Origin of the sequence: Comamonas granuli NBRC 101663, assembly GCF_000739995.1 — a bacterium.
Lineage (GTDB): Bacteria > Pseudomonadota > Gammaproteobacteria > Burkholderiales > Burkholderiaceae_C > Simplicispira > Simplicispira granuli.
In genome coordinates this window covers 20107-32912 of record NZ_BBJX01000013.1, presented here as the reverse complement: position 1 = coordinate 32912, position 12806 = coordinate 20107, and the positions used below count along the sequence as shown (strand labels likewise).

General features: G+C 68.9%; 12 protein-coding genes. 3 read left to right on the top strand and 9 right to left on the bottom strand.

Going from position 1 to position 12806, the window contains the following annotated elements:
• Positions 1-42: 42 nt before the first annotated feature.
• The 7 genes from CGR01S_RS13060 to CGR01S_RS13030 form a co-directional block, all read right to left on the bottom strand.
• A complete protein-coding gene (locus CGR01S_RS13060; protein ID WP_156967573.1) occupies positions 43-1644 on the bottom strand; it encodes a glycerol-3-phosphate dehydrogenase/oxidase in 1602 nt (533 codons plus the stop codon).
• Between the two features lie 91 nt (positions 1645-1735).
• Positions 1736-3469, bottom strand: coding sequence for an ABC transporter substrate-binding protein (locus tag CGR01S_RS13055; protein ID WP_042427928.1), 1734 nt, complete (start codon positions 3467-3469; stop codon positions 1736-1738).
• Between the two features lie 179 nt (positions 3470-3648).
• The gene (locus tag CGR01S_RS13050) at positions 3649-3957 is read right to left on the bottom strand and encodes a DUF2160 domain-containing protein (protein WP_042427925.1); all 309 of its coding nucleotides are present in this window, start codon (positions 3955-3957) and stop codon (positions 3649-3651) included.
• 1 nt (position 3958) lies between these two features.
• Positions 3959-4771 (bottom strand): carbohydrate ABC transporter permease, encoded by an 813-nt coding sequence (locus tag CGR01S_RS13045; protein ID WP_042427922.1) that lies wholly within the window; start codon positions 4769-4771, stop codon positions 3959-3961.
• Positions 4764-5660 (bottom strand): carbohydrate ABC transporter permease, encoded by an 897-nt coding sequence (locus CGR01S_RS13040; RefSeq protein WP_042427919.1) that lies wholly within the window; start codon positions 5658-5660, stop codon positions 4764-4766. The genes CGR01S_RS13045 and CGR01S_RS13040 overlap by 8 nt, the downstream gene beginning before the upstream one ends.
• Positions 5657-6733: an ABC transporter ATP-binding protein gene (locus tag CGR01S_RS13035; RefSeq protein WP_042428234.1), complete on the bottom strand. Its 1077-nt coding sequence runs from the start codon at positions 6731-6733 to the stop codon at positions 5657-5659. Before CGR01S_RS13035 ends, CGR01S_RS13040 begins: the two co-directional genes overlap by 4 nt.
• Before the next feature lies 1 nt (position 6734).
• On the bottom strand, positions 6735-7814 hold the full coding sequence (locus tag CGR01S_RS13030) for an ABC transporter ATP-binding protein (protein ID WP_042427917.1): 1080 nt from the start codon (positions 7812-7814) through the stop codon (positions 6735-6737).
• 188 nt (positions 7815-8002) lie between these two features.
• Here CGR01S_RS13030 and CGR01S_RS13025 point away from each other — a divergent pair, with 188 nt between their 5' ends.
• From CGR01S_RS13025 to proC, 3 genes are all read left to right on the top strand, one after another.
• Positions 8003-8770, top strand: coding sequence for a DeoR/GlpR family DNA-binding transcription regulator (locus CGR01S_RS13025; protein ID WP_042427914.1), 768 nt, complete (start codon positions 8003-8005; stop codon positions 8768-8770).
• Between the two features lie 21 nt (positions 8771-8791).
• On the top strand, positions 8792-10291 hold the full coding sequence (glpK, locus tag CGR01S_RS13020; protein WP_042427910.1) for a glycerol kinase GlpK: 1500 nt from the start codon (positions 8792-8794) through the stop codon (positions 10289-10291).
• A gap of 147 nt (positions 10292-10438) precedes the next feature.
• Positions 10439-11263, top strand: coding sequence for a pyrroline-5-carboxylate reductase (proC, locus tag CGR01S_RS13015; protein WP_042428232.1), 825 nt, complete (start codon positions 10439-10441; stop codon positions 11261-11263).
• An 11-nt stretch (positions 11264-11274) separates the two neighbouring features.
• Here proC and ubiA read toward each other — a convergent pair whose 3' ends face one another.
• Entirely contained in the window at positions 11275-12138 is an 864-nt protein-coding gene (gene ubiA / locus CGR01S_RS13010) for a 4-hydroxybenzoate octaprenyltransferase (protein ID WP_042427909.1), read from the bottom strand.
• Between the two features lie 66 nt (positions 12139-12204).
• Positions 12205-12705 (bottom strand): Dps family protein, encoded by a 501-nt coding sequence (locus tag CGR01S_RS13005; protein ID WP_042427906.1) that lies wholly within the window; start codon positions 12703-12705, stop codon positions 12205-12207.
• Between the last annotated feature and the right edge of the window lie 101 nt (positions 12706-12806).

Below are 12806 nucleotides of genomic sequence, written 5' to 3'. Positions count from 1 at the left end.
TCAAGCACCTTGGCGGGCATCGGGCCGCCGATGGCGTTGCGCTTACGCGACGGCGGCGCTGCCCTGGCCCATGTAGCGCCGGGCCAGGGCCAGGAAGGGCTCCAGGCCGGGATCGGCGCCCGTTTCCTGCTGCAGCACCTGCGCCACGGCGGGGGCGGCGTCCATGGCGAGGCGGGCGTCGAGGAACAGCAGGCGGCGGCGCCGGGCGAGCACGTCCTCGACGGTGCGGGCGTACTCGTAGCGGGCGGCGAAGCGTACCATGGCCTCGGCCACGCCGCCGCCCAGGGCATGGTCCGCCCCCGGCAGGGCCTGGACGGCGCCCTGCTCCGCGCCATAGGAATGCCAGCCCTGGGGCTCGCACATGCGGTGGCTCACCGGCTCCTGGGGCGTGCCGACCAGCGGCAGGTGGGCGGTGGCGCCCGCGGGCCGCGCCGGGAGCAGGCCGTCGGCGAAGCATTTGGCCAGCACGTCTTCGGCCATGGCGCGGTAGGTGGTCCATTTGCCGCCGGTCACCGTGACCAGGCCGCTGCGGCTGACGAGCACGGTGTGCTCGCGGCTCAGGCTCTTGGTGTGGTTGCCGTCGTCGTCCTGGGGTTTGACCAGGGGGCGCAGGCCGACCCAGATGCTGCGGATGTCCTGCGCCGTGGGCGCGCGGCTCAGGTAGCGCGCGGACTCGCCCAAGATGAAGCGCAGTTCCTCGGCAAAGGGTTCGGGCTCGCGCTCGAGGTCGGGGCGCGGGCTGTCGGTGGTGCCCAGGATGACCTTGCCCAGCCAGGGCACGGCGAACAGCACGCGGCCGTCGGCGGTCTTGGGAACCATGAGCGCGTGGTCGGTGGGGAGGAACTCGCGGTCCACGACCACGTGCACGCCCTGGCTCGGCGCCACGATGGGCTGGGCCGTGCGGCCCAGGGCCTGGCTGTCCTGCTGGCGCAGGGCGTCCACCCAGACGCCGGTGGCGTTGACCACGCAGCGCGCACGCACCGGGTAGGTGGTGCCGGTTTCCTGGTCTTGGCACAGCAGGCCGCTCACGCGGCCGCCCTCGTGCACCAACTGGCGGGCGGCGCAGTAGTTCACCAGCAGGGCGCCGTGCCGCGCCGCCGTGCGCGCCAGGGCCAGGGCCAGGCGGGCGTCGTCGAACTGCCCGTCCCAGTATTTGACGCCGCCCTTGAGGCCCTGCGGGCGCACGGTGGGCAGGCATTGCAGGGTGCGCTGCACCCCGAGGAATTCGGTGGCGCCCAGGCCGGCGCTGCCGGCCAGGGCGTCGTACATCTTGAGGCCCGCGCCGTAGAAAGGCGTTTCCCAGCAGCGGTAGGAGGGCATGACAAAGGCCAGCGGCTGCGCCAGGTGCGGGGCGTTGCGCAGGAGCGTGGTGCGCTCGTGCAGAGCCTCGCGCACCAGGGCGATATTGCCCTGGGCCAGGTAGCGTACGCCGCCGTGCACCAGCTTGGTGGCGCGCGAGGAGGTGCCCTTGGCAAAGTCGTGCGATTCCACCAGCACCACGGAAAAGCCCCGCACCGCGGCATCGAGCGCCACGCCCAGGCCCGTGGCACCGCCACCGATGACCGCCAGGTCATAGGTGATGGGCTCGGACAGGCGCTCGAGCAGTTCAGCGCGCCGGGTGGGTGCGGGGGAGTCTGTGGTCATCTCGGTCATCCATGGTGTCCCCCCGGCCCACGCAACCGGCGCTGCGCGGACGGGGGGAAGCGGCGCTGCCGCTCAGGGGTGTGCAGTGCGATCAGCGCACCTTGCCGTCCTTCCAGGCCTGCAGCAGGGTGTTGTAGTTGATGGTCTCGCCCTTGGGCTTTTCATTAGCCAGCTTGGCCCAGGGAGCGTGCTTGTCGCTCAGCCACTTCTTGGGGTCTTCCTTCTTGTTGAGCTTGGGCGCGCAGCGCTCCATGCCGGCGCGCTCCAGGCGGGCCATGACCTGGTCCATCTCGTCGGCCAGCGTGTCCATGGCGGCCTGCGGGGTCTTCTCCCCCGTGACGGCCTGGGCCACGTTCTTCCACCAGAGCTGGGCGAGCTTGGGGTAGTCGGGGACGTTGGTGCCGGTGGGCGACCAGGCCACGCGCGCCGGGCTGCGGTAGAACTCGACCAGGCCGCCGAGCTTGGGCGCCATGTCGGTCATGGCCTTGGAGCGGATGTCGGACTCGCGGATGGGCGTGAGGCCGACCACGGTCTTCTTCAGCGAGGTGGTCTTGGCGGTCACGAACTGCGCGTACAGCCAGGCGGCGGCCAGGCGGTCGGGGTTGTGGTCCTTGAAGAAGGTCCAGCTGCCCACGTCCTGGTAGCCGTTCTGCATGCCCTGCTTCCAGTAGGGGCCGTTGGGGCCGGGGGCCATGCGCCACTTGGGCGTGCCGTCGGCGTTGACCACGGGCAGGCCGGGCTTGTTCATGTCGGCGGTGAAGGCGGTGTACCAGAAGATCTGCTGCGCGATCTGGCCCTGGGCGGGCACGGGGCCGGCTTCGCCGAAGGTCATGCCCATGGCTTCCTTGGGCGCGTACTTCTTCATCCAGTCCACGTACTTGGTGAGCGCGTAGACGGCGGCCGGCGAGTTGGTCGCGCCGCCGCGGGCCACGCTGGCGCCCACGGGCGTGCACTTGTCGTCGGCCACGCGGATGCCCCATTCGTCGATGGGCAGGCCGTTGGGCGTGCCGATGTCGGCGCTGCCGGCCATGGACAGCCAGGCGTCGGTGAAGCGCCAGCCCAGCGAGGGGTCCTTCTTGCCGTAGTCCATGTGGCCATAGATGGGCTTGCCGTCGATCTGCTTGACGTCGTTGGTGAAGAACTCGGCGATGTCCTCATAGGCAGACCAGTTGAGCGGCACACCCAGGTCGTAGCCGTACTTGGCCTTGAACTTGTCCTTGAGGTCCTTGCGGTCGAACAGGTCGGCGCGGAACCAGTACAGGTTGGCGAACTGCTGGTCGGGCAGTTGGTAGAGCTTGCCGTCGGGCGCGGTGGTGAACTTGGTGCCGATGAAGTCCTTGAGGTCCAGCCCGGGGTTGGTGTAATCCTTGCCGGCGCCGGCCATGTAGTCGGTCAGGTTCAGGATCTTGCCGTAGCGGTAGTGCGTGCCGATGAGGTCGGAGTCGCTGATCCAGCCGTCGTAGATGGACTTGCCCGACTGCATGGAGGTCTGCAGCTTCTCGACCACGTCGCCTTCCTGGATCAGGTCGTGCTTGACCTGGATGCCGGTGATCTCGGAAAAGGCCTTGGCCAGGGTCTTGGATTCGTATTCGTGCGTGGTGATGGTCTCGGAGACGACGGAGATCTCCTTCACGCCCTTGGCCTGGAGCTTCTTGGCCGCCTCGATGAACCACTTCATTTCGGCCATCTGCTGATCCTTGCTCAGCGTCGAGGGCTGGAACTCGCTGTCGATCCACTTCTTGGCTTCGGCCTCGCCGGCCCAAGCCGCCTGGCCCAGGGCCATGGCTGCGGTGGCGAATGCGATCGCCGTGAACTGCATCTTCATTGTTGTCTCCTCACATCAGACTCCCCATCGTTGGATGGGCCTGTGACCTCGGGGGAGGAACGGGTCGGCCCTTTGCTACTATCAAAATCAGAGCTGCTGGCGCTTACCAAAAGCCATTTCCAAAGCAAAAACAATCTGAAATGCTCTTTCAGCAAGCGCTGGCAGCTATCGTTTTCATATCAGCCTTTGCGCAGCACCAGCGCCAGCACCAGCATGGAGAGCACGAAGCTGATCCACACCGAGGGCTCGGCCTCCAGGGAGAACCACTGGGCCATCTTCTCGCCCAGGCCCACCCAGGCGAGGTTGATGTAGGCGGCCGTGAGCAGGCCGATGAACAGGCGGTCGCCGCGCGTGGTGGCCATGGGCAGAAAGCCCTTGCGCTCCACGGTGGGAGAGCGGATTTCCCACACCGTCATGGCGATCAGCATGAGGGCGATGCAGGTGAAGAAAACGGCCACCGGCGTGGTCCAGGCCATCCACTCGAACATGTCACACCCTCCCCATGGCAAAGCCCTTGGCGATGTAATGGCGCACAAACCAGATGACGATCGCCCCGGGCACGATGGTCAGCACCCCGGCGGCGGCCAGCGTCGCCCAGTCCATGCCGCTGGCGCTCACGGTGCGCGTCATGGTGGCGACGATGGGCTTGGCGTTCACGCTGGTGAGCGTGCGCGCCAGCAGCAGCTCCACCCACGAGAACATGAAACAGAAGAACGCCGCCACGCCCACGCCGGCCTTGATGAGCGGCAGGAAGATCGTGAGGAAGAAGCGCGGGAACGAGTAGCCGTCGATGTACGCCGTCTCGTCGATCTCGCGCGGGATGCCGCTCATGAAGCCCTCCAGGATCCACACCGCCAGCGGCACGTTGAACAAGAGGTGCGCCAGGGCGACGGCGATGTGCGTGTCCATCAGCCCCACGGTGGTGTAGAGCTGGAAGAACGGCAGCAGGAACACCGCCGGCGGCGTCATGCGGTTGGTCAGCAGCCAGAAGAACACATGCTTGTCGCCCAGGAACTGGTAGCGGCTGAACGCATAGGCCGCGGGCAGCGCCACGGTGAGGGCGATGACCATGTTGATGGCCACGTAGATCAGGCTGTTGATGTAGCCCGAATACCAGCTCTCGTCGGTGAAGATGGTCTTGTAGTTGTCCCAGGTGAAGTGCTGGGGCCAGAGCGAGAAGCTCGACAGGATCTCCTCGTTGGTCTTGAAGCTCATGTTCACCATCCAGTAGATGGGCAGGATGGCGAACACCAGGTAGGCGATGAGAAACAGCGTGCGTTTCTGGAAGCGCTTGTCATTCATGGCCCGCGCCCTCCTTGGCCGTGGTGCCCACGCGCTGCATCCAGTTGTAGAGGATGAAGCACAGCAGCAGGATGATGAGGAAGTAGATCAGCGAGAAGGCGGCCGCCGGTCCCAGGTCGAACTGGCCCACGGCCTTCTGCGTGAGGTACTGCGACAGGAAGGTGGTCGCATTGCCCGGCCCGCCGCCCGTGAGCACGAAGGGCTCGGTGTAGATCATGAAGCTGTCCATGAAGCGCAGCAGCACGGCGATCATGAGCACGCCGCGCATCTTGGGCAACTGGATGTAGCGGAACACGGCCAGCTTGCTCGCGCCGTCGATGCGCGCGGCCTGGTAGTAGGCGTCGGGAATGGAGCGCAGGCCCGCATAGCACAAGAGCGCCACCAGCGGCGTCCAGTGCCATACGTCCATCACCAGCACGGTGACCCAGGCGTCGCTGGCGTGGCCGGTGTAGTTGTAGTCGATGCCCATGGACTGCAGCGCCGCGCCCAGCAGGCCGATGTCGGTGCGGCCGTAGATCTGCCAGATGGTGCCCACCACGTTCCACGGGATGAGCAGCGACAGCGCCACCAGCACCAGCACGGCCGAGGCCTTCCAGCCCTGCGCGGGCATGGACAGCGCCAGCAGAATGCCCAGCGGGATCTCCACCAGCAGCACGGCCAGCGAGAAGGTGAGCTGGCGCCACAGGGCCGCGTGCAGCTCCTCGTCGCGCATCACGGCGGCAAACCATTCGGTGCCCACGAACACGCGGCGCTCGGGCGAGATGATGTCCTGCACCGAGTAGTTGACCACCGTCATCAAGGGCACGATGGCCGAGAACGCCACGCACAGCAGCACGGGCAGGATGAGGAACCAGGCCTTCTGGTTCACGGGTTTGGTGGTTGCACTCACGCCAGCAACTCCTCGTTTTGGTAAAAGCAGGTGTGCGCGCCCAGCACCTGCAGCCAGGCGGTCTCGCCCGGCGCGGGCAGGCGCTGCTCGGGGGAAAAGCGCGCGCGCAGCAGGTGCGCGCCCACCTGCGCGGTGAGCATCTGGTAGGTGCCGATGTCTTGCACGCGCTGCACGGCGCACGGCAGGGCGCCCGCCTGCCCGGGCTGGGCCAGCGCCAGGTACTCGGGGCGCACGCCCACCTGCAGCGCACCCGCGGGCAGGCTGCGCCCCGCGGGCAGCTCCAGCGCGTGGCCGGCCACCTGCAGGCGCCCGCCCTCGAGCTGCGCGGGCAGGAAGTTCATGCCCGGCGAGCCGATGAAATGCCCCACGAACTGGTGCTGCGGGCGCTCGAACAGCGCATCGGGCGTGCCGAGCTGCACCACCTTGCCGCGGCTCATGACCACCACCTGGTCGGCGAAGGTGAGCGCCTCGACCTGGTCGTGCGTGACGTAGATCAGCGTGAGCTTGAGCTCGTGGTGGATCTGCTTGAGCTTGCGCCGCAGTTGCCACTTGAGGTGCGGGTCGATGACGGTGAGCGGCTCGTCGAACAGCACGGCCGCCACGTCCTCGCGCACCAGGCCGCGGCCCAGCGAGATCTTCTGCTTGGCGTCGGCCGCCAGGCCCGCGGCGCGCTGGTCGAGCTGGCCGCTCATCTCCAGCATCTCGGCGATTCTGCCCACACGCTCGCGGATGCGCGCCTCGGGCAGCTTGCGGTTCTTGAGCGGGAAGGCCAGGTTCTCGGCCACGGTCATGGTGTCGTAGATGACCGGGAACTGGAACACCTGAGCGATGTTGCGGTCCTGCGGGCTGGCGCGCGTGACGTCGCGCCCATCGAACAGCACCTTGCCGTGCGAGGGCACGAGCAGGCCCGACATGATGTTGAGCATGGTCGTCTTGCCGCAGCCCGAGGGCCCCAGCAGCGCGTAGGCGCCGCCGTCCTGGAACTCCATCGCCAGGGGCAGCAGGGCATAGTCGCTGTCCTGCTGCGGGCGCGGCTTGTACGAATGCGCCAGATCCAGCGTGATGTGCGCCATGTCAGTGCCCTCCCATGCGCGCGGGCGCCAGCAGCAGGGCGCCATGGCCGGCGAACACGTAGACCTGCGCCGGGTCGAAATACAGGCTGAGCATGCTGCCCAGGGCGAAGTAGTGCACGCCGGTGAGCTGCGCCACCACCTCGCCCAGCGGCGTGGCCACGTGCACGAAGGTGTCGGAGCCGGAGATTTCCGCCAGCTCCACCTGGCCCTGCACCGCCACGTCCCCCGGCCGCGCCTGCACGCGCAGCGCGCTGGCGCGCAGGCCCACGGTCAGGTCCGCGGCGCTGGCCGCGGCCAGCGGCAGGCGCGGCGCCAGCTCCAGGCCGCCCTGCAGGCGCAGGCCCGCGGGGGTGGCCACGGCCGGCACCAGGTTGATGGGCGGGTCGCTGAAGGCGCGCGCCACGCGCAGCGAGCACGGCGCGTGGAACACCTCGGCCGTGGGGCCGTACTGCAGCAGGCGCCCCTCGTCGAGTACGGCGGTGTAGCCGCCCAGCAGCAGCGCCTCGCCCGGTTCGGTGGTGGCGTAGACCACGGTGGACTGGCCCGCGGCGAACAGTTGCGCGAGCTCTTCGCGCAGCTCCTCGCGCAGCTTGTAGTCCAGGTTCACCAGCGGCTCGTCCAGCAGCATCAGCGGCGCGCCCTTGGCCAGCGCGCGCGCCAGCGCCACGCGCTGCTGCTGGCCGCCCGAGAGCTCGGCCGGCAGGCGGTCCAGGAACATGTCGATGTGCAGGCGCTCGGCGAGCTCGCGCACGCGCGCCGCGGTGTTCTTCTCGCCGCGCAGCTTGAGCGGCGAGGCGATGTTCTCGGCCACCGTGAGCGAGGGGTAGTTGATGAACTGCTGGTACACCATGGCCACGTTGCGCTCGCGCACCGGCATGCCGGTGACGTCGCGCCCGTCCACGCGCACCCGGCCGCCCGTGGGCGCATCCAGCCCGGCCATGATGCGCATCAGGCTGGTCTTGCCGGCCTGCGTGGCGCCCAGCAGCACGGTCACGGCATTGCTCTGCAAGGCCATGTCCAGCTCGTACAACCAGGTCTGCGCACCCACCTTCTTGTGGATGCGCTCCAATGCCAAATCCATGTGCTTACCCCAGGCGGCGGGCTGCCGCGGCCCCGTCCTGGGCCATGGGCAGACCCGGGACAGCGCGTTGATGTTCGTATTTTTTCATTTTTGTTCTTTTTTGCGCGCATTGCCCTATGGTTTTCCCTTAATTTTTTCTTTTTTTTTCGTTTTACAGTAGCAGAATCACCACCCCCTCCCTCCTCAGCGTGAACACCAATCCCCGCCAGATCCAGTTGCTGGAAGAGCTGCGCGAGCGCAAGTCGGCCACAGTCGAGCAATTGGCCGAGACCCTGGGCGTGACCCTGCAGACCGTGCGGCGCGACGTGCAGCGCCTGGCCGAGCAGGGCCTGCTCTCGCGCTTTCACGGCGGCGTGCGCCTGCCCAGCTCCACCGTGGAGAACATCGCCCACAACCAGCGCGAGACGCTCAACTCCGAGGGCAAGGCGCGCATCGCGCGCGCCGTGGCCGCGCAGGTGCCGCACCACTGCTCGCTGATCCTGAACATCGGCACCACGACCGAGGCCATCGCCAAGGCGCTGCTGCGCCACCAGGGCCTGCGCGTGATCACCAACAACCTCAACGTGGCGGCCATCCTGTGCGGCAACCCGGACTGCGAGGTCATCGTCGCCGGCGGCGTGGTGCGCACGCGCGACGGCGGCATCGTGGGCGAGGCGGCGGTGGACTTCATCCGCCAGTTCCGCGTGGACATCGCCATCATCGGCATCTCGGGCATCGAGGACGACGGCACGCTGCGCGACTTCGACTACCGCGAGGTGAAGGTGGCGCAGACCATCGTGGAGCACGCGCGCGAGGTCTGGCTCGCCGCCGACCACAGCAAGTTCAACCGCCCGGCCATGGTGCAATTGGCCACGCTCGACCAGATCGACCGCCTGTTCACCGACGCGCCGCCGCCCGAGCCCTTCCCCGCCCTGCTCGGAAACGCCGACGTGCAGCTGGTCGTGGCCACCGACTGACCCTATTCCCCACGCCTTCCCATGACCTACCTGCTTGCACTCGACCAGGGCACCTCCAGCTCGCGCAGCATCGTGTTCGACGAGCGCGGCCGCATCGTCGCGCAGGCCCAGCGCGAGCTGCCCCAGATCTACCCGCAGCCCGGCTGGGTGGAGCACGACCCCCTGGAGATCTGGCGCACGCAGCTCGCCACGGCGCGCGAGGCCCTGGCGCAGGCCGGCATTGCCGCAAGCGAGGTGCGCGCGCTGGGCATCACCAACCAGCGCGAGACCACCGTGCTGTGGAACCGCAAGACCGGCCAGCCCGTGCACCACGCCATCGTCTGGCAGGACCGGCGCGCCGAGCCCGCCTGCGCACAACTGCGCGCCCAGGGCCATGCCGCCACCATCCAGGCCAAGACCGGGCTGCTGGTGGACGCCTACTTCTCGGGCACCAAGCTGCAGTGGCTGCTGGACCACGTGGGCGGCGCGCGCGCGGCGGCCGAGCGCGGCGAGCTGGCCTTCGGCACGGTCGACAGCTGGCTCATCTGGCAGCTCACGGGCGGCCAGCGCCACGTGACGGACGTCTCCAACGCCAGCCGCACCATGCTGCTGAACGTGCACACCAACCAATGGGACCAGGAGCTGCTCGACCTGCTGCGCATTCCGCGTTCGCTGCTGCCCGAGGTGCTGCCCTCGGCCAGCGACTTCGGCCGCACCCAGGCCGACCTGCTGGGCGGCCCCATCGCCATCGGCGGCGTGGCGGGCGACCAGCAAAGCGCCCTGTTCGGCCAGGCCTGCTTCTCCGCCGGCATGGCCAAGAACACCTACGGCACGGGCTGCTTCATGCTCATGCACACGGGCGGCCAGTTCCAGAGCAGCCACAACGGCCTGATCACCACCAGCGCCGCCCAGCCCACGGCCCAGCCGGCCTTTGCGCTGGAGGGCAGCGTGTTCGTCGGCGGCGCCGTGGTGCAGTGGCTGCGCGACGGGCTGCGCGCCATCTCGGCCAGCTCCGAGGTGCAGGCGCTCGCCGAGAGCGTGCCCGACTCGGGCGGCGTGATGATGGTGCCCGCCTTCACCGGCCTGGGCGCCCCCTACTGGAAGCCCGAGGCGCGCGGCACCATCACCGGGCTCACGCGCGGCACCACCATTGCGCACATCGCGCGCGCCGCGCTCGAATCCATCGCCTACCAGAGCGCCGCCCTGCTCGCCGCCATGGGCCGCGACGCCGTGGCCGCGGGCGGCAGCCCGGTGTCCGAGCTGCGCGTGGACGGCGGCGCCTGCGTCAACGACCTGCTCATGCAGTTCCAGGCCGACCTGCTGGGCATCCCCGTGGTGCGCCCGGCCGTGGTGGAGACCACGGCCTTGGGTGCGGCCTACCTCGCGGGCCTGGCCAGCGGCGTGTACGCCAGCACGGCCGAGCTGTCGGACCTGTGGCGCGCCGAGCGCCGCTTCGTGCCCACCCTGCCCCGCGCGCAGGCGCAGTCGCTCATGGCGCGCTGGGAGCATGCCGTGGCCCAGGCCACGCTGCCCGAATCCTGAAAAACGATAGCTGCCTGCGCAGGCTGCAAGAGGTTTTCAGGCCAGTTCTTATCTGAATTCTTTGAATAACCTGCGCAAGCAGCTATTGTTTCAAGAGCGCCGCCCCCGACCGGCGCCGCGGCGCCCATGTGGCGCACAATGCCCGCCATGACGCACGACACCTTTCCCCCCATAGCCTTCATCGGCGGCGGCAACATGGCCGGCGCCATCATCGGCGGCCTGCTCCAGCGCGGCCTGCCCGCCAGCCAGATCGACGTGGTCGAGCCCCTGGAGCCCACCCGCGCCGCGCTCCAGCAGCGCTGGGGCATTGCCGCGCACAGCGCGCCCACGGCGGCGCTGGCGCGCGCGGGCCTGGTGGTGTGGGCCGTCAAGCCGCAAACCTTCCACGCAGCCGCCCAGGCCGCCGCGCCGCACACCGCGCAGGCCTTGCACCTGAGCGTGGCCGCGGGCATCACCAGCGACAGCATCACGCGCTGGCTGGGCAGCGAGCGCATCGTGCGCAGCATGCCCAACACCCCCGCGCTGGTGGGCATGGGCATGACGGCGCTGTTCGCGCGCCCGCAGGTGGACGCCGCCGGCCGGCGCCTGGCCGAGCAGGTGGCGCAGAGCACGGGCCAGACGCTGTGGGTCGAGCGCGAGGCGCAGCTCGACGCCGTGACCGCGCTCTCGGGCTCGGGGCCCGCCTATGTGTTCCTGTTCCTGGAGGCCATGACCCAGGCCGGCGTGGACATGGGCCTGCCCGCCGACCAGGCCTACCGGCTGGCCGTGGCCACCTTCCAGGGCGCGGCCGAGCTGGCGGCGCGCTCGGACGAAGGCCCCGAGGTGCTGCGCCAGCGCGTCACCAGCAAGGGCGGCACCACGCACGCGGCCATCAGCCACCTGCAGGCGCAGCATGTGCCCGAGCATTTCATTGCGGCCATCCGCGCGGCCGAACAGCGCGCGCAGGAGCTGGCGGCGGAGTTCGGCCGCTAGGGCCGCCCGCGTTACTTCAGGGCCCAGCCCAGCGCCACCCCGGCGAACAGGGCGGCGCCTATCCAGTGGCTTTGGCTGAAGGCGGTAAAACACCCCTGCCGCGTGCGCTGGCGGATGAGCGTGTAATGCCACAGCACCTGCGCCGCCGCCGCGCCCAGGCCCAGCGCCAGCGGCCAGCCCGGCACCAGCGGCCACAGCGCCGCGGCCGTGAGCGCGAGGCTGAGGGCGAAGCACAGCATGACGCCCGCCACGTCCCAGCGCCCCAGCGTGATGGCCGAGGTGCGGATACCGATCTTCAGGTCGTCGTCGCGGTCCACCATGGCGTACTCGGTGTCGTAGGCCAGCACCAGGCACAGGTTGGCCAGCCACAGCACCCAGGCCGTGCCCGGCACCTGCCCCTGCACGGCGGCAAAGGCGATGACGATGCCGAAGTTGAACGCCAGGCCCAGAAAGGCCTGCGGCATGGCGAAGAAGCGCTTGGTGAACGGGTAGAGGATGGTGCACAGCACCGCGGGCACCGACCAGGCCACCGCCTCCCAGCGGGTGGTGAGCACGAGGGCGAACGCCACCAGCGCCAGCACCGCGCCCAGCAGGGCCGCCTCTTTGACGGAGATGCGCCCCGTGGTGATGGGGCGCGCCTGGGTGCGCTTGACGTGGCGGTCGAAGTCGCGGTCGGCGATGTCGTTGATGCAGCAGCCGGCGCTGCGCATGAGCACCGTGCCCGCCACGAACACCGCCAGCAAGTGCCAGCCCGGAAAGCCCCCCGCCGCCGCCCACAGCGCCACCAGCGTAGGCCACACGAGCACCAGCCAGCCGGCGGGGCGGTCGAAGCGGATCAGGTTCAGGTACAGGGCCAGGCGCTCACGCAGGGGCATCGCGGGGTATCCGGAAAAACAAAGAAAAAAGGGCCGAAGCCCTTGTGCAGCCAGCGCTACAAGCTATCAATCTTCTAGCAGGGAGCGCAGCATCCAGGCGGTCTGCTCGTGCACCGCGAGGCGCTGGGTGAGCAGGTCGGCCGTGGGCTCGTCGCTGGCCTTGTCCACCAGCGGGAACAGGCTGCGCGCGGTGCGCGCCACGGCCTCGTGGCCCTCGACCAGCACGCGCACCATCTCCAGCGCCTTGGGCGGCTTGGCCGGCGCGTCGGGCACGCTGGCGAGCTTGCCGAACTCGGCGTACGAGCCCGGCGCCACATGGCCCAGCGAACGGATGCGCTCGGCGATCGGGTCCACCGCGTTCCACAGCTCGGTGTACTGCCCCATGAACATGGCGTGCAGGGTGTTGAACATGGGCCCGGTCACGTTCCAGTGGAAGTTGTGCGTGGTCAGGTACAGGGTGTAGGTGTCGGCCAGCAGGCGCGCCAGGCCCTGGGCGATGGCGGCGCGGTCCTTCTCGCTGATGCCGATGTGGATGGCGGGTGCGGTGGTCTTGGGGGCTTTGGCCATGGTTCACTCCTTTCAGGCGGTGGGTTCACTGTAGCGCATGCGCACTCAGAAGGTGTGAATGAATCCGGCCTGCTCGGGCATGGTGGGTTCGTTCACACCTT